The organism is Pseudomonas monteilii NBRC 103158 = DSM 14164, from assembly GCF_000730605.1.
Taxonomy (GTDB): Bacteria; Pseudomonadota; Gammaproteobacteria; order Pseudomonadales; family Pseudomonadaceae; genus Aquipseudomonas; species Aquipseudomonas monteilii.
Window position 1 is genome coordinate 1 of record NZ_BBIS01000062.1, and the last position, 20,546, is coordinate 20,546.

Consider the following 20,546-nt stretch of genomic DNA (forward strand, 5'->3'; position numbering starts at 1 on the left):
GGAGGGTATAGGCGCAGTGCTGCAGCGGGGCGAAGCCTTGTTCCAGGTTGAAGCCTGAGTCGGCGTAACGGCAGGCGGGTGCGTCAGCGGTGCGCGGCACGATGGCATAGCGGATGGGCAGAATGGGGACGCGTGCGCTGCAGGCAGGGCCGGAGGTGGCGCTGCTGACACTGTTGTCATTCATGGTTGGATTCCTTGCTTTTGACCAAGGCGTGCAGTTCGTACAGTCGGCCCTGTGGAGACTCCTCGAGGTTGGTGTAGATCTTCCCGGCCTGGTCATCGGTCATGAGCCACATGTGCCTGGCAATCAGCCTGATGAATTCCCCAGCGACTTCCTCATCGCGAAAGTTGAGGGCTTTCAGTTGCGGCAGCAGGCTTTCAATCCATTGCCTGATGTCGGCCAATGTGTGGGTGGCGTGCTGTGGCAGGGTTACCACCTCGTGTGCCAGCGTGAGCACGAAGTGCTCGTGCATGCCTGCTTGCAGTCGCTCAAGTTCAGGCCTGCGAAGTGAGAGCGGGGCTTGCGAAAAGGAACGTGCATGTGTCGGGCTACGCTCAAGCGACTTCCACGCGTGAGCTGGCCCCCAGTTGACTCGCCAGGCCAGCGAAGTCACAGGCCCGAGCCATGCATCCCGATGGTCTTCATCCAGTGCATCCAGCCAGGCCGCCAGGTGGTCCGGGTTGAACTGGAAAGTGGCCAGCCCCTGATCCGGAAGCGAAATTTGCACAAGGCTGGTGAAATGGTCTGCCAACTGGGCAAGGTCAATCTCGGCATCCAGCGCAATCACGCCGCCAATAGGCATCCAGGTGGAGATTGCATGGGCAAGCAATTCTGGTGCATCTGACACGGCTACCAGCAACGGCCCGAAGTCATGGCGTTCGTCCAGAGCGCTGCGCCTCCACAACCACGCATGCTGGCTGTTCAGGCTGACATCATTGATAAGCTCAAGCACCGAAGGGGCATAGGCGGGTACCAGCTCACCATTGGCAAGTATTCGGGTTATAGGCCGGTAGGCCCAGTGCTCGATCACGCGGCTTTCGAGCAGCAGAAAGCGAGCGTTCTTCCCGAAGTGCTCACTCGGTTGTGAGATTGTGGTTGTTGTACTCATTGGCCTGGCCCTCGCATACAGCGGCAGTCGGGCATGGCGCAGGTGCCATCGGCGCGGCGCCCGCACTGGCGCTCCAGAGGTTTGCCGGTGACCGGCGTGCCGCTGATTGAAAAGGGGTTGGTTGCCCCGTCTGCAGACTTGAGCATCTGACCGTTGATGCGAATCGTCGGGCTGTCCAGCGTGATGCCTGTCTCGTCGATCCGGATGGCGCCCCCAGGGCCCTGGATGATCACCGCTTCCGCTGTGCGAAGCTCATAGCGGCGTGTACGCCTGCGGATTTCTCCACGGGCTTCAAGCTCGGCAAGCCCTTCGACCTGCTGATTGAGGTTACCGCCGATATGGGTGTGGTGATTGGCGGTGATCCGGTCGTGGCGGTGATTACCGATGGTTTCAACGCGGTCCTTGGCAATATTGATGGTCTGATTGCGACCTATATCGAGCGCGGCGTCCTGGCCAATGGTGACGCGTTCATCATTGCCAACCGTTTCCGTGCGGTCACGGCCAATCAGAATGGTTTCGTCGTTACTGACCTGTTCATGGCGATCATTGCCCACCTGTGTCGTCTCGTCGTGCTTGACCACATTGTTCTGGTCTTTCTGGGCATGGATGAACACCTCTTCCTGGCCCAGTTCATCTTCAAAACGCAGTTCATTGAAGCCATCACCCTTGTGGGTCTGGCTTTTGATGGTCATGCGGGTCTTGTGCCGGGGCAGGTCGTAAGGCGGTAGCTGGTCACCGCAGTAGGTGCGGCCGGTGATCATCGGCTGGTCAGGGTCGCCGTTGACGTAATGGATGATCACGTCCTGGCCGATACGCGGGATAGCCATCGAGCCCCAGCTACCCCCGGCCCAGCCTTGAGATACCCGTACCCAGCATGAACTGAACGCGTTGTCCTGGCTTTCGCGGTCCCAGGGGAAGCTGACCTTCACCCGGCCCCATTCATCGCAATAGATTTCCTCACCTGGCGGCCCGACAACGGTCGCCATGTGGGGGCCATCAACCCGTGGCCTGGGCAGCGGGGCAGGGCGCCATTCAGTTCGGCCTGGTACCAGTAGCGCCTTTTGTTCGTAGCGTGTGCCTTGATTGGCACCGGCCGATTCTTCCTGCAGGCTGGTGAACTGGCTGCCTTCGTGGGTGACCGTGCTTGCCCGCCAGAGCACATTCAGGTCTTCCCGGGGGTGGCCGGTCAGGGTGAAACTCAGGCCCGGTTGCAGGCGTACATCGTCGCCTCGGACTTCGGCAATGCGTACGTCATGGCGCAGGGCGGTGATGCGGTTTTCGGTGAACGGCTTACCGACGGCGTCGCGCTTGTAGCGGCCGGGGTAGTCGAAGCACTCATAGTCCGTGGACTGGTGTTCCAGATGGGGCCCCGAGGCCCGATGCTCCTGGCGATAGGCCGGGTGGGTGAAGGTGTAATCGCGCTGAACCTGGCGTGCGGTTCGCACGTGTTCGCTGTAGCGCAAGTGTTGCAGACAAGGGGTGTGTCGGGTGCCCCCGCTGTTGGCGTGGTACAGCACGGTGTAAGGCCTGGCAGGTTTGTTACCCTCGACGAAGCCTTCGTCCTCATCCTCGCCATGGGCTATGTCGCACTCGATATGCCCCAATGTGAGCAGTCGGTCGGTGATGATCAGTTTGTGCTGCTTTTCAGTGTGCTCAAACCGATAGACCATGCCTTCTTCAGCAGCGATGCGGGCAAAGAAGTCGAGATCGGTTTCGCCAGCCTGTACGCAGAATTCCCGAACGTGGTAGTCGAAGCCGGTGCCGAATTGATAGTGGACGATACCTTGACGCTTGAGCATCAGTTCGAGAATTTGCGGGGCGGTCTTGTGCTGGAAGATGCGCCAGTTCGAGCGCAGCCTGGCGCGGGCCAGTTGGGGCTCGACCAAGGCATGGTAATAGGTACGGCAGAAGCCACTCTCACCCTGGCTGAAGCGGCTGACCAGGCCATGTATGTACCGTACGGGGCGTTCACCCTGCCAGATGGTGAACAGCACCGGTTTGTCGAGCAGGTGGCCGAAGTCGATGTCGTGTTCGAAGCTGATCAGCTCCAGGGTCAACGTAAACGGTTGGCTGAGTGCTTCCTCGAGCTTGAATGACACCACTTCGAACTCAGCGTTTCCAACGAGGGGCTGGAAGCTGTATCGCAAGTCGGATTGGCTGGGCATAAGCAGTCCTTGTCCTTCGCCTGAGACTTCGAAGTGCCCAGGCAGACCATGGCTGCCCGGGCTTTTCCGTTAGATCAGGCGATCGGTTTACGCCAATCGTCAGAGCCTTCGGTACCTGCGGTCACATGTGTCCAGGAGATCTTGCGGTATGACATGGCCACTTCGACCAGCTGCGTGTAATTCTCGTTTTTCTGATTCTGGGCATGCGGAAGGACGGTATTGATGTCCACGATGGTGGCGTCCTCCAGCTTGGTGGTGAAGAAGTGCTCCTGCTTGCCTTCCACTGAGGTGCGATACCAGTTCACTTCAACGACCGGCAGCATTTCGCCGCTGGCCAGGGCCTGGTACATCAGTGGTGTGGCTTTGTTCAATGAACTGGTGAAAACGAAGGGCTTATGCACCCTTTGGCCGGCAGGCTGGCCACTTTGCGGATCGGTGGGGACGGTTACCTGGTGCTTGATTTCCTGCACCAGAATTTCGTCTTCATGGCCCTCGACGAACACATTGCCGACGGAGTCGGACGTGAATGCACCTGCGGTGATGTTGCCTTGGGTCTTGCCTTCGATCTTGATGTAAGCGGGTGTTGGCATGGCAGTTTCTCCTGCGTCCATGTGGATTAGCACGCACACCACAGGTGGCGTGGCCATCGAAAACGATGGGCTTTTCAATGAGGCAGATGCCTCGCTATTGGGGTGAATTCGGTGGGTGCATGTAGCATTCGCCTACTGCTGTAGGATGGCGTTGAGCGACTCCAGTACTTCGGTGGTAATCAGGTGCAGGCGGTAGCTGTAGATGCCGTAGGCCACTGCCATGGCGATGGCGGAAATCACCAAAGGGCTCCACCAGGGCCATTGCCGGTTCATGCGGAAGTTGCGTGGGGCCACATTGGTGTAGGGGTCGCAGACTTCTTCAGGGGTGGGGCCACGCAGTTCGCGGATGATCCCGTGCAGTTGGTGAATCAGTGCAGTGACGGTTTCTTCACCTTTCGGCGCCAGCGCATACTTTCCCCTCAGCCCAAGGCAAAGGGCGAAGTACATGAACTCCAGCACGTCCTGATAACGCTTGGGCTCCTGCATCAGGCGCGAGATCACGGTGAAGATCTTTTCTCCGCCCCAGGTCTCGTCGTGGAAGATGCTCAGCAAGGGTTCCTGGCTCCAGCAGCTGCTTTTGCCCCAGGGCCGCTCCATGACAGCTTCGTCGATGAACAGGCACAGGCCGTAGGTATACGCCAGCAGCTGAGCAGGCTCGTATCCGTGCTGGCGCATTTCTTCCTGAATGTTGTCGATCTGGTTGCGCACTTGCTGGTGCACATCTTTGATATTTGGCAATTCGTCCAGCGTACGCAGGCGTATGACTAAGCCAAACAGCGGTGATGCGGCATCCAGCATCAGGTTGGCGAACCCGCCCCGCAGTTGAAACTGCGGGTCGGCGGGATAGCCTTCGTAAACAGGCTCAGGCTTTTGCGCAGAGGCTTGTGCGTTGGCCGGCGCGGCCTGGTCGTCGGGTGCTGACGGTTTAAGGGATGTAGTCAGCTGACTGACTTCAGCGCTTGTTGCATCGGTGCGGGTGGTCGTGTCATCTGCCATATCACTGACTCCTGATCGCCCAGAACTGCAGTTCGAGGCCCGGGAATTCGCCCGCAATGTGGAGACCAAAGCCATTGGCCTCGGCCATGCACGCCCAGGCCGGGTCGCGCCTGTTCACTTCGAAGTAACTGAAGCCCGCGTGAAAAGGCAGGTCGCGCGGCGCCACCGGCAAAGGCAGCAAGGGGATGCCCGGCAGTTGCAGCGGCACCAGGTCGTACAGCGACTCCAGTGAGGTGATCTTGGCTTTCTGGATGAACATCTGGCGCAACACCTGCGGTGGCAGGTCGGCGCGCACGGCAAGGATGAAGTCGGCTTCGTCGATCAGACGGCGGTCTTCCAGCCTGGTCGTCATCACACCGAACGCTTCGTTCACCAGCGGCAGTGAAACGGCGCGCGGCTGCAGGACGGTGCTCAGGGCGCGGCGCAAGGTGTCTTCCAGCGGCTTGAACGAAGTACGCAGCGCCGTGTGGTGGTACGCGGGGTAATCTTGCGGGAGCCTGTTTTCGTCGGTGAACGTGACAAACTCGCCACAGGCCTGGCTCATGCACAGGTAAAGCTGCTCGGGATGCGTTTGCGCTTGCCGGGCCAGGTGCTGAAAGCACGGCCACCAGCGGTTCATGGCCTGCAGCAGGTTGAAGTCGCGAATGTCGGCGATACCGGACTGGCCCGAGGCGCCAATACGCTTGGCAAGGCCTCGCGCTCGCTCGCGCAGGGTGTTGGTCATTTCGTCTAGGAACCGCTGCAGTGCCGGCACCGCTCGCACCGACACGCTGGTGGGGTAGAAGGTTTCGTCCAGTTGCAGGCTGCCGTCGGGGCGCCGCTCCAGGATGCGTGCCATGGCCAGGCGTGTGTAGGCACTGCTGTCTTCAGCCTTGCGTTTTAGCTGCAGGTTGGGCATGGCAAGGTCTACCTGTACCAGGTCACCGTCCGCAGAATGGGTGTCCTTGATCTCCTGTGGCTGGGCGGTGTAGCGGAAGTTGGCGGCATTGTCGGGCCAGCTCACTTCGCAGCCGCCCTCGGTGCGCAGCGGCAGGCACAGATACACCTCGCTGTCCTTGCACGCGTCGTCGTCGATTTCCAGCGGTGGCGGCGGCGGCAGGTCGGCGGGGATGTCGAACACCGTGCCGTCCGGCATGACGCCCCGCGCCCGGGTGATGGCAATCTTGCCCAGGCTCAGGTACTCGTCGTTCAGCTGTAGCTCGCTAAAGCCGTAGAAGGCTGCGTTCAGGCTGGCAAGGCGCTGGTGGAGGGCTGCTTCACCCGCCCGGGCTGCTTGCTGGAAATGCTGTGGTTTTACGAACAGGCCTTCGGGCCAAAGAACGGGATTGCGTGAACTCATGGGCACTCCGTGTCAGCGTGAGTAAGCGGGAAGGGCAAAGGGGAGTAGACGTGTCATCAATCTTCTTCCTTGAGCACGATGTGCGTGTCGTTTACCAACACCGACAGCATGATCTGGCGGCCACGCGGCGGAATGCGCAGCACTTGCCGCCAGCTGGCGTCCTCAAGGCCTCGGTAGTCGGCAATCACCGCCACGAAACGGGTTTCGGCATGGATGGGTTCGAACGGGATGTACTTGAACTGGCCAGGGTGCAGTAGGTAATCGTCATCACGGATGTAGGTACTGCGCAGGGCTTTGGCCGGGTCCTGGTCCAGCAACTGGTACACGGTGTTACGCAGTAGCGAGTCGTCGCGCAGCTGCAGGATCTTGATGGCAATCGGCGTGGCGACGGGTTCCGAGGCCACGGTTGTGGTGTGCGGCAAGGTCAACGTTACGGTCGGGTCGTCGTAGCTGCCGGGGGTGCTCTCTTCCAGAGGAGAGCGAGCCGGTTCATCGTTGCCTTCCTCGTCCACCTCGACGGGGGACATGGCTGGAAACTGCTCTTGCAGGTACTCCAGTAGGGTCACGATCTTTTCCGTCAGTGCATAAGGGTCGCCCGCACTCAGGGTGACGGCGTAGGGGCTGGGCTCCAGGGTGCTGTGCTGTTCTTCGGCCGCTACCTCAAGGCTGTTCGGATTACCATTGAGGGTAGGGCTCGCGTTGATGCTGAACGCAACTTGGGTCGGGTGATCCTTCGGCGGCCCGATGGGCAACGTGTGGTCCATGGCAACTTGGCCCATCCTGCTTAACGAGGTGCAGCCGGCACCCCCGAACATTGCAACCAGCAGGGCCGCGACCAGCAACGGTTGGCGGGTCATGGGCGGTCTCCGGCAATCAGCCGCAGCAGCGGGTTCGACGGGGAAGCCTCTGACTCAGCGGCTGCATCCAGCGCTGCCAAGGGATCGTTGCCCATGGTGGGCTCGAAGGCCGAGCAGATCTCGGCAGCCGGTTGCGTAGCAGAGGGTTCGATCGGCCAAGAGGCTGCTGTTTCTTCGGCGATCAGGCGGTCGAGTACCCTCTGATCCGGATAGAACATGTCCTCTAGCGAACGCGTGGCGGCGGGGTCCTGGGCGTACTGAACCTGTAGCCGATAAGCACCCACCCGAAGCTGGTCGCCTTCAAGCAGGCGTCTGGGTGGGTATGCACCCAGGCTGGTGGCGCTGCCATTCAGATAGGTGCGCTGGCAGTGATCGATCACACAGAAGCTGCCTTCTATCCAACGGATTTCGCAGTGGATGGGCGCAACGCTCTGATTAGGATCGTCGAGCTGCCAGCTTGTCTGTCCGCTGCCAATGGTTCCGCCCTTGCAATCGAATCGGTGCCTGGCGATAACGCCATGTCGCAGTTGGTCCAGGTTGATGATGCTCACGGTCAATGTGTTCATGAGCGCCCCCTGAACCGTACAACGGGACTGATCTGGCCATGCCGGTCGTCGATGAAGCTGGTCCAGCCCAGGTAGGCGCCCTGGCTGCGGCGCAAGCAGAAGGGTGACAGCGCGTTCTGCTTCAGGCGCAGCTCCAGGTCGTAGGCAAGGCCGTCACGCAGCAGAACGTCGATCAATGCACGCAAACGGCCGAAGTTGATGCCGCTGGGTAGCAGGTCCCGCAGTTGCGCCTGGTCGAGTTCGCTGATCACGATGGTGAACTTGCTGCTGCGTGTGCGTGTACGGCTGCCGATCATGAACGTGCTGCCCAGCTGGCCGTTGGCGCGCCCCAGGCTTACGCGTTGCCCGGCCGCAGTGGGTACCGAGCGGGTTTCAAATTCGCGGATCTGCACATGCTTGAGGTCGAAGCAGTGCGCAATGATGCCGGCCACGGTGCCTGGCGCACGGCTGCGGCTGGCGATGACCCCGGCAAAACTGAGCAGGCGGCTCCAGGGCAGTGCCGTATCCCCTCGCAGTTGCTTGTCGTTAAGCCCCAGCAGGGCAAAAACGTACTGCGAGAACCCGTCACGGGCACCCGGCTGGAAGCGGATGTAGTACCGGTATTTGCGCCAGCTGCGGTGCAACAGGCTGAGCAGGTAGTGGTTGAAAAAGTCGAAGAATGCCGGCCGTACACCGATGCCTTGCGCATGTTCATAGGCCACCTGCTCCAGGTAATAGGTGGGCAATGGTGAATCGGTACCGTGTAACCCGAGGAACGTGGCAACGACCCGGTAGCGCGCCTCTTCGTGGGGCATGCGTTGAGCTTTGTAAACGTCCGATACGGGAAAGGTCAGCCGTGGGTCACAGGCCAGGCGCACGCGCAACCGGGTTGCCTCGTCAGGCCAACGGGGTTCCAGATCGTCGCCATGCAGCCCATGCAGCCGCTCCAGCAACTGGAAGAAGTTGTACTGGTGCGCCTCGGCGAGCAGTCTGTCGGCTAGATCAGCGGTTGTTTGCCGGTCTGTATTGGCCATGTGTAGTGCTCGTTGTTGGTGATGTTGATCACTTCCAGCTGATGGAAGGAATTGATGCTGGCGTACAAGGCAAAGAAGTGGGCAAGCACGCAACTGAACAGGTACAGGTCGCCTTCGCAGAGGAAGGCGGCCTGGTCCAGCTTCAGCCGAGTGTGCAGGCCGCGAATGGGTTGCCCCTTGATTAGCCAGTCCATGGGCTGTGTATGAATATCGCGCATGCCGTCCAGGCGCTTCTGGGTGGTACGCGCCTGCTGAATGTCGTGCAGGGCGACGAAGTCGTAGGCGCGGATCACCGCTTTGAGCGGCTCGACCGAGAGCAGGGACAGGTAGTTGAGCGACATGTTGGAAATCAATGCCCATTGCAACTGGCCGTCCAGCACCGGGCGACAAGGGCGGGTGGGCTTGCAGATGTTGGTGTAGGTGGCCAGTGGCGGCGTAAATTCGGTACGCGCGTTGATGTCACCAATGCCCAACGCCAGCGGCAGGTCTCGATTGGTGCATGTCAGGTCGATGGACGCGGTTTCCAGCTCGCCGATATAGCTGTTGGCATCGGCACGGACGAAGGCGATGCGGTGCGTGACGCCATCGCCGCGCAGGCACGCCTCCAACTGGTAGCGGTAGTACAGCGCAGTGCGTCCTTGAACGTGCTCGATTTCATGGGCGAACGATTCAAAGGGACGGAAAGTTCGCAGGTGCTCACCGACACTCCCGTCGGTCGTCGTGCGGGTGCTGATGACCTGGTCGACACTGAAAATTTCGTAACTGTACGGCTCCGCTCCCTTGGGTTTCAGTGGGACCAAGGCGTCCTCGCTGGACAAGTCGATGGGCTCGGCACTGTGCTGGAACAAGTTGACTGCAGGGGCGCAGAACAAACTGAAATCTGCGTTGCTGACACGCAGTGTGTCGGGTAGCTGGCGCGTGAAGTGAAACTCGAGGCTTACCGTCAGGCTGTCATGCGCTGGCCAGGCTTTATCCAGCCCGGTAACGCTGAAAAAGTGGAAGCGCTGGGGGAAGACAAAGTACTCCTGCAGGATCCGGTAGCCATCAAAGACGTTCTGCGGGTAGGGCAGCAAGGCTTCGTCGGGGCTAAATCCCGGGAAGGAGATGCTGCCGGCCGGCAGCCGACGAACTTCACCCTTGACGATCACGTTGATGTGCTTGAGGTATTGAGAAACCCACAGGTACAACGTGCGGGCGGTGTGAATATCGCCACTGAGGTAAAAGTCGAGGCTGGAGCAGCCCAGGCTGTTCAGTGGCCGCTCGACCAGTGCCTGCAGGCCGATGCGGATCGTCGCGTTTTCGAGTGTCTGGGTTGCACTCACCGTGTCGATCTTGAACGGATGAATGTTCACCGCAGTGCACGTGCGGAACTCGCAGGCTACGCCGTCCACGGGTTCCGAGCACAACCTCGATCCCTTCGGAATGTGCTGTGACTGACTGAGGGACTGCTTGACCGGGGTGAACTGGATGATCGTCGCGCTGGGCAGGGGCCGCAGGTAATTGGGCCACAGCAACTGCAGCATGGGGTGAGTCAGCTCCGGTAGGTCGTCTTCCAGTTTGAGCCGCAGTTTGGCCGTCAGGAATGCAAAGGCTTCCATCAGGCGTTCGACATCGGGGTCACAGGCACCTGTGCCAAGCAGTCTTGCAAGTTGCGGGTTGTCCTTGGCGAAGTCGCTCCCCAGTTCGTGCAGGTAACGCAGCTCTTCGCTGAAACGGTCTTTCAGTGACATCGGTCACCTCACTCGGGTGTAGCGGTTGTGCCCGTTGACCAGCAGCTCGAGTTGCAGCTGCTCTGCGTGGTTGTTGACCTGCACCTGGCAATCGAGCCTGAAATGCAGCTCCAGCGGGGCATGGGTATCGGGCACTGCCTTGAGCGTGCGTATCTGGATACGTGGTTCGAAGCGCTGGAGGGTGCGGCGAATATCCGCGCTCACTTGTACGAGCAAGTCGCCGCGGTTCACGTCATGCCCGTTGAAGTCACGCAAGCCCAGCTCAGGACTGCTCTGAGAGCAACCCTGGCGGGCGTTGAGCAGCGTTTCGAGATGGCGCTTGATGGTGGCGAACGTGTGCGCAGCGCTTTCCTGTCGAGTGGCCTGCGGACGGGTACTCTGATCCACCGTCAAGCGTTCAAAAAAACCACTCATTGCGTATCGAGCCGCCCGACCAGAGAGATCTCGAAGTTCGCGCCCATGTACTTGAAGTGCGGACGCACGGCGATCGAAACCTGGTACCAGCCTGGGTCACCGGCAACATCCGAGACCTCAATACGGGCGGCACGTAGCGGCCGGCGGCTGCGAACGTCGGCAGACGGGTTTTCCTGGTCGGCGACATACTGCTTGATCCACTTGTTCAGCTCGGACTCAAGGTCTCGGCGTTCCTTCCAGCTGCCGATCTGTTCGCGTTGCAGCACTTTGATGTAGTGGGCCAGGCGGTTGACGATGAACAGGTAGGGCAGCTGGGTTCCCAGCTTGTAGTTGGTCTGTGCCTGCAGCCCTTCGGGGGTTTTAGGGAAGTTCTTGGGTTTTTGCACCGAGTTGGCTGAGAAGAACGCTGCATTGTCACTGTCTTTACGCATGGTCAGGGCGATGAAGCCCTCTTCGGCGAGCTCGAACTCCTTGCGATCGGAAATCAGCACCTCGGTAGGAATCTTGGCCTGCAATTGCCCCAGTGACTCGTACAGGTGGACTGGCAGGTCTTCGACCGCACCACCCGATTGCGGGCCGATGATGTTCGGGCACCAGCGGTAGCGGGCGAAGCTGTCGTTGATGCAACTGGCCAGCAGGAAGGCGGAATTGCCCCACAGGTAGTGGTCATGCCGCCCGGCGATGTCTTCGTTGTAATTGAAGCTCTCGATTGGCTTTTCTTGCGGGTGGTAGGCGGAGCGCAGCATGAAGCGCGGTCCGGTCAGCGCGACATGACGGGCGTCTTCACTTTCGCGAAAAGCGCGCCACTTGGCATGACGTGGGCCGGCGAAGAGGTCTTTTATTTCCTTGAGGTTGGGCAACTCTTCAAAGCTGCTCAAGTTGAAGAACTCGGGGGAAGGTGCGGCCAGGAAGGGCGCGTGGGACATGGCACCTACGGAGGCCATGTAACTCAAAAGTTTGATGTCCGCAGAGGCGGGGCCAAAGTTGTAGTTACCTACCATGGCCGCAACCGGCTCTCCCCCGAACTGGCCGTACCCGGCGGTGTAAACATGTTTGTAGAGGCCGCTGCAGGTAATGTCTGCTGCATTTTCGAAGTCGTCGAGCAAGTCCTCTTTGCTGATGTGCAAAATTTCGAGCTTGATGTTCTCCCTGAAGTTCGTGCGGTCGACCAGAAGTTTCAGGCTACGCCATGAGGATTCAAGCCGCTGGAACTCGGGTTGGTGCAAAATGGCGTCCATCTGTTTGCCGAGAACCCGGTCAACCTCTGCAATCATCTGATCGACCCGGTGCTTGTTGATCAGTTGATCCGGGTCGTTGCTTTTGAGGATTTCGGCGATGAAGGCAGATACGCCCTGCCTGGCAACCTGATAGCCCTCCTGCGTAGGTACCAGTTTGGTTTCTGCCATGATCTGGTCGAGCAAAGTGCCATTGCCCAATGTGTCTATGGTTGCGTCTGTGGTGACGGTGGTGGTGTTTGGCTTAGGCATGGGGACGCTCCGTTGTCTCAGTCTTTTTCTGGCGCTTCAGGTACCAGGTCCAGTTCTAGTGCGAGCTGTTTACGGGCTTGCTCGTTGTTCAGCAGGTGTTGCAGTTGCTTGCGGAAGGCCGGGACGTTGCCAAGCGGGCCTTTCAGGGCAACCAGCGCTTCGCGCAGTTCCAGCAGCTTGTTCAGCTCGGGTACCTGCCGCGCGATACGGTCCGGCCCGAAATCGTTGATGGACCTGAACTGCAGATGGACCGCCAGCTCGGCATCCGGGGCTGCACTGAGCACGGAAGGCACAGATACCGCCAGGCTCACGTTGGCGTCGTTCAACACGCTGTTGAACGTGTGTTTGTCGACACGCATCACCTGGCGGTCCTCGAGCGCGCGATCTTCATCCAGGCCGAAGTCGCCCAGTACCAGCATTTTGTGGGGCAGCTCCACCTCAGCTTGCTCATCGCTCGTAGCGGGGACGTATTTGATATTGACGCGTTCTTTAGGCGCGACAGAACCCGTATTTCTAGACATCGGTACGTAACTCCCTGTTGGTTTGTAGGATGTTTAATTTTGGGCTTTGTTTAATGTGGTGTTGCTCTTGTAGGAAGTTTCTTACATATGTTTATCTGGCTGGGTGAGTTTCCTTGCTTCTATAAAAACCATGCAGGGTGAAGTGCTGTTTGGTCGAGCGTGAAGATGTAAGTAAATATTTGTTTGTGTGCAGTCGTCGCTGTGTATTAGTCTCCATTCGGTTTTGTTTTGGCTGGCTGTTTCTTTGCCTGTGGGTCGATATGTTTTTGTAGGAAAGTGGACGCGATCATATAGGGCGTTTGTACTGTTTTTGGAGAGTGGATCAGGATGATTAACCGTTCTGTATATGGCGCCGGTTTCTCGTTGCTGCTTTGTTTGCAGCCAGTACTGGCAGGCCCCACGCGGGACTGTTCACGGATTGTGTCGAACGTCGAGCGACTGGCCTGTTTCGATCAGGCTGCGAACACGCCGGCATACACGACAGAACGGCAGTGGTCTGCACCAGAGCAGCAGGCCCCGAGCGTGCTGCGCGTGATGGCAAATGAAGCGGCGCGGGCGCCGGATGACCTGACGTTTCACATCGGTAGCCGAACCGGTGACGGTGCCGGCGTTTCAGCGCTCGTGATATCAGCGCCTGCCATCGCATCGGGTAACGAACCCGCTTACCTGGCGATCAGTTGCATCCAGGCCATCTCCCGGTTGCAACTGATTGCCAAACGCCCGATCGAGGCAAGCTGGGTCAAGGTACGGCTGACAGGGCAGGGCTGGTCTACCCGTGAAACACCCTGGCAGGTGATGGAGAACGGGCAAGTAATCGATGCCGGCCGGGGCTTGCCGGCGATCGAGCAGATCAGGAAGCTGATTGGCGCCCATCGCATCGAAGTCTTGAGTGAGCACAGCGAGCTCGACGGGTTGATCTTCGATGCACAAGGGCTGACCCCGTTGATCAGCCAGGCGCGAAGCACATGCCGGTGGTAGCGCAGGTGTCAGAGGGCAAGCTCACGCGACTGCTGGCGCCGATCGATCCGGCAGTACCGGCTGGGCTGTTCGATGTCGAGGACGAAACCTACCAGGCGATCGACCAGGAGATGGTCAAGCTGGGCGGGCTGCAGGAGGCGATGATCGACTGGGTTTACATCGAAGAGGCGTCCTGTCAGTACCTGAGCCAGCAATGCAAGCACCTGCGAATCGTCGCGCACTTGAGTGCCGCCTGGTTACGCAACCGCTGCTGGGAGCGTTGGGGCGATACTTTGGCGTTGCTGGCCGGCATGATCGAGTGCTATTGGGAACCCGCCCACCCCAAGCCAGGGCCGAAAGGCTTCCTGACCAAGCGCAAGCTGGTCGGGCTGGTGATCAACCGCTTGACCGAGTCGCTGCCGCGTCTCGACCGTTTCACTTATACCCCTGCCCATGCAGCAGCAGCGCAGGCGGCGTTGAAACACCTACAACAACAGCACGCAGCACAGCTGGAGATTGCTGTTCTCGACGGGTTGGAGCGCCTGCTGTGCAAACACATTGAACGTGTCAGCGGTGCCGGCGAGGCTGCCGTGCCCAAGGCGCCCGCTGCAAGCGTGAAGCCTGCGCCGCTGGCCGATGTCATCGCCGCGCCCATGCCGCGTGTGTCGATGGGCAGTGAACGTGAGACACGACGGGCCATACTGGCCATGGCCGAACTCATCAACCAGCAGGATCCTTACGACCCAACCGGCTACCAGTTACGGCGTTTCGGGTTGTGGGCACACATTCAGGCGGCGCCTCCGGCCAGGCAAGGCACCCGCACGGAATTGATGGCGGTGCCACTGGATATCACGCGGGTCTATGAAGAGGCCATTGCCAGCACAGCGATAGACCCCGCCTTGCTTCAGCGCATCGAAAAAAGCGTGGCGGCGTGCCCCTACTGGATTCGTGGCAGCTTTCTGGCTGCAACCGTCGCCACGCGGCTGGCGATGAGCGATGTGGCTGAGGCCATCCGTTGCGCGACCGCCCGGTTTGTACAGCGCATGCCGGCACTTCAGCAGCTGTGCTTCAGCGACGGATTGGTATTTGTCGATGACCAATGCCTGGCGTGGCTCAAGGGCGCGCAAGGGCCTTCTGGCCAAGCGGCCCCTCCCCATGCGTTTGGTGGCCTGCACGAGGAACTGGCCGGCCAGCTGGACAGCGGCGGCGTAGAGCCCGTGCTGCTGAGGCTGCAAGCGCTGCAAGCGGACCTCGGTACCCCTCGAGACCGCTGCCATACCACCATGATCGCAGCCGATTTGCTGGCCGCACGGGGCGTGTCCTGGTTGGCCCAGGACTTGTGCGCCGGCGTTGCCCGAACGATGCAGCAAACCACCGCCAGTGCGTGGGAGCCAGAGGTATTCCAGCGGCTTCAGCAGTACGCAGCCCCTCCAACGCTGGCTGATCAACACAAGGACCAGGAGCCTCGATGAATCATATATGGAAGCAATTCAAAGCTTGGGGCTTGCCGTGGGTAACGCGCATTGGCCTGGCGTTGCCGCTGTTACTTGGGTTGGCGGCCACGCTGCTCCTGGTCGCCATCTGGTGGCTCGGCCCGCAATGGACGTGGCGTGAGCAACAGCCATTGGCCAGTGTGGCGCACCGCAGCGTCGCAAGTCTGGTACTCATGCTCGTGCCGCTAATAGGTTGGCTGGTGGTGCTGCGTACACGCTTTCGCCGATTGCAAGCGGAGCGAAGGCAGGCACGGGCTGCCGAACAGGATCGCGCGCTGCCGTTGGTGCAGGCGCAAGAGAAGGCGCTGAGCCAGGGGCTTGACCGGTACCTTGACAATGCCGGTGGGCCCCGCGCCTTGTACCGGCTGCCCTGGTACCTGGTGATGGGGGATGAACAGGCCGGTAAAACCAGCTTCATCGACTGCACCGATCAGCGTTTTACCCTGACACGTATCGATCAGGTCCAGGCACAAGGGCGACAGACTGAAGCGCTGGCCTATCCGGTGGGCTGGTGGGTCAGCGACGATGCTGTGCTCATCGACCCACCCGGTGCGTTCATCCGTCAGCAGCCAGCGGCCGGCTCGGCAGCCGACGCTCACGCCGAATCAGCGCCCTCCTGTGTGCCGGGGGCCCAGGCCAGGTTGTGGGACCACCTGTTGGGCTGGCTACTGCGAAATCGCAGCCAGCGAGCGCTTAACGGCGTGGTGCTGGTCGTCGACTTGCCGGCACTGCTGCATGGCACGCCTGAGCAGCGCGTTGCGCTGGCCCACAGGTTGCGCACCCGCCTGTACGAAGTGAGCAGCCACCTGGGATCGCGCTTGCCGCTCTACGTGGTACTGAGCAAATTCGATTTGCTGGACGGCTTCGATCAGTTCTACGGCAAGCTTTCGGCCGCCAGGCGCGAAAACCTGTTGGGGTTTACCTTCAAACTGGATGCGGTTGACGCGTTCGACGTCTGGCTGGATGAGTATGACGAGCACTACGGTCGGTTTCTCGGCACGTTGCAGGAGCAGCTCATCGATCAACTGGATGTACTGGTGAAGGCTCCACCGTGTGGGCGCCTGTTTTCGCTGTATGGGCAGCTGGTCGGGTTGCGCCCCATACTGCTGGCATTTCTGCGCGAAACCCTGGTGAGTGACCGTTACTCCACGCCCGCCCTGGTACGCGGTGTGTATTGGTCGTCTGTGATACAGCAAGGCGACATGCGCAATGCCTTTGTCCGTGAAGCCGCCCAGCCCTACAAGACGAAACTTCCGTTGCGTGAGGGCAAGGCACAAGGCAAGGCATTGGCCTACTTCATTCAGCAAGCCTTCAGACGGGTCATCTATCAGGAGGCCGGCCTGGCGGGCGACAACGTTCGGGTGGCGCGCAGCAAGCGTCAACTGCTGTGGGTCGGCTCGGGCGTGGGCATCCTTGCGTTCAGCATCGCCCTGGCAAGCTGGCAACGCTATTTCGACATCAATGGGTCCAAGGCCGCTAGCGTGCTCGCCAAAAGCCAGGAGTACAGCCATCACCAGGTCGATCAGCGCCTTGACCCGACCGGGCGCAACCTGTTGGCGCCGCTTGACCAGATCCGCGATGCGGTGGCGGTGTTTGGTGACTATCGCGTGGCATGGCCAGGGGTTGCCGATCTTGGCCTTTATCAAGGGCGAAACATTGGCCCCACGGTTGACGAAGCGTACCTCAGCTTATTGTCCAGGCGCTTTTTGCCGGCCTTGGCCAGCGGCGTGATCGATGCCATGAACGCAGCACCACCGGGCAGTGAGCAACAAATGGCGGCGCTCAGGGTTTACCGGATGATCGAGGACCGCCACAGTCGCCGGCCCGAATGGGTGGAAGACTGGATGGCGCGCCAATGGCAAAAGGCGTTTCCTGGCCAGGGGCAGTTGCAGCGAGACCTCATGCACCATTTGAAATACGCCCTGGCCTACGCTGACACCGATTTGCCGCAGTACCGTGAGCGTGTCAGCGAAGTGCAGCAGGCATTGCGTAAATTGCCTTTGCCACAGCGGGTTTATGAGGGGCTGAAGCAACAGGCTCACGAGCAATTGCACACCGGCCTGAACCTGCGTCACCAGGTAGGCCCTGCATTCGATGTCGTTTATCAGCCTTCTTTCGGGGCCAGGCAAGGGGAGGAGGATGTGCAGCTGCCCCCCATGCTCACAGCCAAAGGCTTCAGGGAGTACTTTGAACCGCGCAGCCAGCGGTTCGCTGAAATGGCGATGGTCGATCAGTGGGCGCTCGGGGAGCGCGCCCAGCTCGATTATTCGAGCGTTGATCGAGAGGCGCTAACCGAACGGCTGCACAACCTTTACAGCGCCGATTACGTAGACAGCTGGCGTCGCGCCTTGAACGCCTTCACCGTGGCGGACTTCCGTGATCTGGACCATGGTGTCACCGTTCTGGAACAGTTGACTGGCCCGGCAGCACCGTTGCAGCGGCTGCTGCATACGGTCAGGGATAACACGTCGCTTGCGTCACCGGCTGTTGTCGAGGCACCGGGCGAGGTTGGTTCGTTGCTGCCAGTAACGGGCAAGCCCGAGCAACAGCAAGCACAGGCCATCCAGCGGGCTTTTGCAGGCCTGGGCGCCATGTTGCTGGTGACAGGAGACAAACCGAGCTACTACGACGAAACCCTGGGTGCCGTATCGGCTGTGCTGGACTATGCCAAGGCCGTACAGGACAGCCCGGACCGCGGCAAGGCTGCGCTGCAAGCCGTGCATCAGCGCTTCTCGATGACCGGGCAGGACCCGATTGGCACCCTGCAACGTGTTGCCACAGGTTTGCCGGAACCGATCAACCACCAGGTCAGAAAGCTTGCCGACCAGACAGCCAAAGTGCTGAACGTTGAAGCACTGCGCGAACTGGAGCGACGTTGGGATGCTGAGGTGTACAGCTTCTTCCAGCAACGTCTGGCAGGCCGCTACCCCTTTGTGGTGAGGGCACCTGATGCTTCACTGGATGACTTCGAAGCATTCTTTGGGCCCAAAGGGCGCTTGAAGCAGTTTGATGATCAGTATCTCAAGGTCTTCCTCAAGGACAACCTTGAGGCGTTGCAGTTTGGCCAGCACGGGCATTCCCTGATTCGCCCCGACGTGATCGAGCAGCTAGAGCTGGCCGAACGGATTCGCGAAACCTTCTTCGATCAGCGCGGCAAATTGAGTGTGCAGTTCAGTATCGAACCGTTGGGGCTCAGTGCGAACCAGCGTACCAGCCTGCTGGACCTGGATGGCCAGTTGATCTCCTACACCCATGGGCCTACCCAGATAACCGGTATCGTCTGGCCCAATACCATGGGGCAGCAGGTACGCAGCAACCTGACTTTACTCAGGCAGAACGGCAATAGCAGCAGCCTCGAATACCGTGGCCCTTGGTCGATGTTCCGCTTGCTCAGCCGCGGCTCGCTCAATGGGCGCACGGCGACCAGCGTGGACCTGAGCTTCAGGACGGGCGACGGTGTAATGCGCTATCGGTTGAATGCTGAAAAGGCCTTCAACCCCATTACCCAGCAACCGTTCAAAGGTTTCCGCTTGCCACGCGGGTTAATGCAACAGCCAACCAAGGTTGCTCAAACGGGGCAACCGCATGAACAGCCTTTATGACACCATGTCTCGCTTAGGTCATGCCGAGCCCAAGCCGCTCAACAGCCTGCCGGCCAGATACCCAAAGGTCATCCCCGGCCCAAGGGTAATGCCACCGCTTGGGTAGTGCCCACCCATCACGCTGTGCATGTCGTTGCCCACCGCAAACAGCCCGGGTATCGGCTGCCCTGCGCGGTCCAGCACACGGGCCGAGGCGTCGGTGCCCAGGCCGGCGAAGGTGCCCAGGCTGCCCGGCAGTAGCTTCACGGCGTGAAACGGCCCATGCAGCAAGGGCCGCAGCGACGGGTTGGGGGCTTGCAACGGTTCGCCCTGAGCCCGGTTGTAGGCCGATGCGCCACGCTGGAATACGGGGTCCTCACCTTGGGCTGCATGCCGGTTGAAGTCGTGCACCGTGCGCTGCAGCTGCGCGGCATCGATCCCGCAGCGCTGCGCCAGTTCCGCCAGGCTGGCGCTACTGTGCAAGTAGCCACGGCGTTGATAGAAGCGGGTAGAGAACGGAAAGGGCTTGGCCCAGCCAATGCCATAGCGGCGTTGTGCTGCGTGGTCGCAGATCAGCCAGGCTTCAGGTGCTTCGCCGTGCGGTGTAGCGGCGAACAGTGCGTTCATGAAGTCATGGTAGCAATCGGCCTCGTTGACGAAGCGTCGGCCATCGCGACGTACCGCGATGAAGCCAGGTTTGGCGCGGTCGATCAGGTGCGGGAAATGGCCGAAACCGCCATCGCCGCATGGCACCTTCGATACAGGCGTCCAGGCGCCAGCCTGGGCCAGTGCCGTACTGACCAGGCCACCGGCTTGTTCACCCAACCGCAGGCCGTCGCCGCTGTTTTCCCTGGGTGCAGCGGAGTAGTGCTGGTCACCCTGCGGCGCATGCGGCATCAGTTGCGCGATGCGCTGGCGATCATGCGGGAAGCCACCGCAGGCCAATACCACGCCACGGCGTGCCTGGATGACCTGGCCGTCGGCAAACAGTGCGCCACTGACTCGGCCTTCGCCCAGCAGGTGGCTGGCCGGTTTGTCGGTCAGCAGTGTCACATCAAGGTCGAGGGCGCTGCGTAGCAGGCGCGCCACCAGCGCATTGCCATTGACCAACTGCTGGCCGCGACGATGCAGCAGCAGGTCTCGCCCATGGCGCAGCAGGCGCTTGCTGACATGCAGCGCCGCCTTGGCCGAGCGTGTGGCGTTGAAGAAGGCGGCCATGTCGGTGCCACCGGCAATGCCCATGCCGGCCAGGCTGACGATGTCCAGCGGTGGGCGTAATGTGTGCAGCCAAGGACCGAGCTGGCGCCCGTCGTAAGGCAGGGCACACAGTGAGCGCCCTCCGTATGCACTGCCATCGCCTTCACGCATGTCGGGCATGCGGCTGCCGCTCTGGAACTGTACCGCCGTGTGCTGCTGGAAAAACGCCACCATTTCCGGGCCATGGCGCAGGAACGCACGTTGACGCGTGTCCAGTTCGCGGGTGTGGGTTTGCGCACGCAGGTAGCGCTCTGGGGCATCGTCGGCTTCGACGATGCCTTCAGCGATGGCCAGCGGGTTACGCGGTATCCACAACCAGCCCCCAGACCAGGCGCTGGTGCCGCCCAGCTGGCGGGCTTTTTCCGCAACGATCACATGCAGGCCGTGATGCGCGGCGGTTACGGCGGCAGCCAGGCCCGAAGCGCCGGAGCCAATGACGAGTACGTCACATTCGAGGGGGTGCATGAAGGG

The 20,546-nt window shown here is 60.5% G+C and carries 17 protein-coding genes; 3 read left to right on the forward strand and 14 right to left on the reverse strand.

What is annotated here, in order from left to right:
* The 13 genes from PM2_RS26445 to tssB all read right to left on the reverse strand — a co-directional run.
* The coding region (locus PM2_RS26445; RefSeq protein WP_042132608.1) for a hypothetical protein at positions 1-184 on the reverse strand (184 nt) is incomplete at its 3' end.
* Positions 177-1,109 carry a DUF4123 domain-containing protein gene (locus PM2_RS26450; protein WP_028699982.1) on the reverse strand — a complete coding sequence of 311 codons (933 nt, stop codon included), beginning with the start codon at positions 1,107-1,109 and terminating at the stop codon, positions 177-179. The genes PM2_RS26445 and PM2_RS26450, both read right to left, overlap by 8 nt.
* Positions 1,106-3,274 carry a type VI secretion system Vgr family protein gene (locus tag PM2_RS26455; protein WP_028699983.1) on the reverse strand — a complete coding sequence of 723 codons (2,169 nt, stop codon included), beginning with the start codon at positions 3,272-3,274 and terminating at the stop codon, positions 1,106-1,108. The genes PM2_RS26450 and PM2_RS26455 overlap by 4 nt, the downstream gene beginning before the upstream one ends.
* A gap of 74 nt (positions 3,275-3,348) precedes the next feature.
* Positions 3,349-3,864, reverse strand: coding sequence for an Hcp family type VI secretion system effector (locus tag PM2_RS26460; RefSeq protein ID WP_016714374.1), 516 nt, complete (start codon positions 3,862-3,864; stop codon positions 3,349-3,351).
* 132 nt (positions 3,865-3,996) lie between these two features.
* Positions 3,997-4,860 (reverse strand): type IVB secretion system protein IcmH/DotU, encoded by an 864-nt coding sequence (icmH, locus tag PM2_RS26465; protein WP_016714373.1) that lies wholly within the window; start codon positions 4,858-4,860, stop codon positions 3,997-3,999.
* Between the two features lies 1 nt (position 4,861).
* The gene (gene tssK, locus PM2_RS26470) at positions 4,862-6,199 is read right to left on the reverse strand and encodes a type VI secretion system baseplate subunit TssK (RefSeq protein ID WP_016714372.1); all 1,338 of its coding nucleotides are present in this window, start codon (positions 6,197-6,199) and stop codon (positions 4,862-4,864) included.
* Between the two features lie 56 nt (positions 6,200-6,255).
* The gene (tssJ, locus tag PM2_RS26475; RefSeq protein WP_028699984.1) at positions 6,256-7,056 is read right to left on the reverse strand and encodes a type VI secretion system lipoprotein TssJ; all 801 of its coding nucleotides are present in this window, start codon (positions 7,054-7,056) and stop codon (positions 6,256-6,258) included.
* Positions 7,053-7,622, reverse strand: coding sequence for an FHA domain-containing protein (locus tag PM2_RS26480; protein ID WP_028699985.1), 570 nt, complete (start codon positions 7,620-7,622; stop codon positions 7,053-7,055). Before PM2_RS26480 ends, tssJ begins: the two co-directional genes overlap by 4 nt.
* Positions 7,619-8,635 (reverse strand): type VI secretion system baseplate subunit TssG, encoded by a 1,017-nt coding sequence (gene tssG, locus PM2_RS26485; RefSeq protein WP_016714369.1) that lies wholly within the window; start codon positions 8,633-8,635, stop codon positions 7,619-7,621. Before tssG ends, PM2_RS26480 begins: the two co-directional genes overlap by 4 nt.
* A complete protein-coding gene (gene tssF / locus PM2_RS26490; RefSeq protein WP_016714368.1) occupies positions 8,599-10,365 on the reverse strand; it encodes a type VI secretion system baseplate subunit TssF in 1,767 nt (588 codons plus the stop codon). Before tssF ends, tssG begins: the two co-directional genes overlap by 37 nt.
* Before the next feature lie 3 nt (positions 10,366-10,368).
* Entirely contained in the window at positions 10,369-10,779 is a 411-nt protein-coding gene (gene tssE / locus PM2_RS26495; RefSeq protein WP_016714367.1) for a type VI secretion system baseplate subunit TssE, read from the reverse strand.
* On the reverse strand, positions 10,776-12,266 hold the full coding sequence (tssC, locus tag PM2_RS26500; RefSeq protein ID WP_016714366.1) for a type VI secretion system contractile sheath large subunit: 1,491 nt from the start codon (positions 12,264-12,266) through the stop codon (positions 10,776-10,778). Before tssC ends, tssE begins: the two co-directional genes overlap by 4 nt.
* 17 nt (positions 12,267-12,283) lie before the next feature.
* Entirely contained in the window at positions 12,284-12,787 is a 504-nt protein-coding gene (gene tssB, locus PM2_RS26505) for a type VI secretion system contractile sheath small subunit (protein ID WP_028699986.1), read from the reverse strand.
* 327 nt (positions 12,788-13,114) lie between these two features.
* Here tssB and vasI point away from each other — a divergent pair, with 327 nt between their 5' ends.
* Genes vasI through tssM form a run of 3 tightly spaced genes read left to right on the forward strand, consistent with a single transcriptional unit; the run spans position 13,115 to position 18,839 of the window.
* Complete coding sequence (gene vasI, locus PM2_RS26510) at positions 13,115-13,765, forward strand: type VI secretion system-associated protein VasI (protein ID WP_028699987.1); 651 nt, start codon at positions 13,115-13,117, stop codon at positions 13,763-13,765.
* Entirely contained in the window at positions 13,753-15,216 is a 1,464-nt protein-coding gene (tssA, locus tag PM2_RS26515; RefSeq protein WP_028699988.1) for a type VI secretion system protein TssA, read from the forward strand. The genes vasI and tssA overlap by 13 nt, the downstream gene beginning before the upstream one ends.
* A complete protein-coding gene (gene tssM / locus PM2_RS26520; protein ID WP_016714362.1) occupies positions 15,213-18,839 on the forward strand; it encodes a type VI secretion system membrane subunit TssM in 3,627 nt (1,208 codons plus the stop codon). Before tssA ends, tssM begins: the two co-directional genes overlap by 4 nt.
* An 18-nt stretch (positions 18,840-18,857) precedes the next feature.
* Here the strand turns inward: tssM and PM2_RS26525 are convergent, their stop codons facing one another.
* The gene (locus PM2_RS26525) at positions 18,858-20,540 is read right to left on the reverse strand and encodes an FAD-dependent oxidoreductase (RefSeq protein ID WP_028699989.1); all 1,683 of its coding nucleotides are present in this window, start codon (positions 20,538-20,540) and stop codon (positions 18,858-18,860) included.
* Positions 20,541-20,546: the final 6 nt, after the last annotated feature.

What these genes read in the sequence shown, in the direction of transcription:
- tssM (WP_016714362.1), top strand. Translation starts at nt 15,213, where the DNA reads ATGAATCATATATGGAAGCAATTCAAAGCTTGGGGCTTGCCGTGGGTA.
- tssJ (WP_028699984.1), bottom strand. Translation starts at nt 7,056, where the DNA reads ATGACCCGCCAACCGTTGCTGGTCGCGGCCCTGCTGGTTGCAATGTTC.
- PM2_RS26450 (WP_028699982.1), bottom strand. Translation starts at nt 1,109, where the DNA reads ATGAGTACAACAACCACAATCTCACAACCGAGTGAGCACTTCGGGAAG.
- PM2_RS26455 (WP_028699983.1), bottom strand. Translation starts at nt 3,274, where the DNA reads ATGCCCAGCCAATCCGACTTGCGATACAGCTTCCAGCCCCTCGTTGGA.
- tssC (WP_016714366.1), bottom strand. Translation starts at nt 12,266, where the DNA reads ATGCCTAAGCCAAACACCACCACCGTCACCACAGACGCAACCATAGAC.
- tssF (WP_016714368.1), bottom strand. Translation starts at nt 10,365, where the DNA reads ATGTCACTGAAAGACCGTTTCAGCGAAGAGCTGCGTTACCTGCACGAA.
- tssA (WP_028699988.1), top strand. Translation starts at nt 13,753, where the DNA reads ATGCCGGTGGTAGCGCAGGTGTCAGAGGGCAAGCTCACGCGACTGCTG.
- tssG (WP_016714369.1), bottom strand. Translation starts at nt 8,635, where the DNA reads ATGGCCAATACAGACCGGCAAACAACCGCTGATCTAGCCGACAGACTG.
- PM2_RS26480 (WP_028699985.1), bottom strand. Translation starts at nt 7,622, where the DNA reads ATGAACACATTGACCGTGAGCATCATCAACCTGGACCAACTGCGACAT.
- tssE (WP_016714367.1), bottom strand. Translation starts at nt 10,779, where the DNA reads ATGAGTGGTTTTTTTGAACGCTTGACGGTGGATCAGAGTACCCGTCCG.
- PM2_RS26460 (WP_016714374.1), bottom strand. Translation starts at nt 3,864, where the DNA reads ATGCCAACACCCGCTTACATCAAGATCGAAGGCAAGACCCAAGGCAAC.
- PM2_RS26525 (WP_028699989.1), bottom strand. Translation starts at nt 20,540, where the DNA reads ATGCACCCCCTCGAATGTGACGTACTCGTCATTGGCTCCGGCGCTTCG.
- tssB (WP_028699986.1), bottom strand. Translation starts at nt 12,787, where the DNA reads ATGTCTAGAAATACGGGTTCTGTCGCGCCTAAAGAACGCGTCAATATC.
- icmH (WP_016714373.1), bottom strand. Translation starts at nt 4,860, where the DNA reads ATGGCAGATGACACGACCACCCGCACCGATGCAACAAGCGCTGAAGTC.
- vasI (WP_028699987.1), top strand. Translation starts at nt 13,115, where the DNA reads ATGATTAACCGTTCTGTATATGGCGCCGGTTTCTCGTTGCTGCTTTGT.
- tssK (WP_016714372.1), bottom strand. Translation starts at nt 6,199, where the DNA reads ATGAGTTCACGCAATCCCGTTCTTTGGCCCGAAGGCCTGTTCGTAAAA.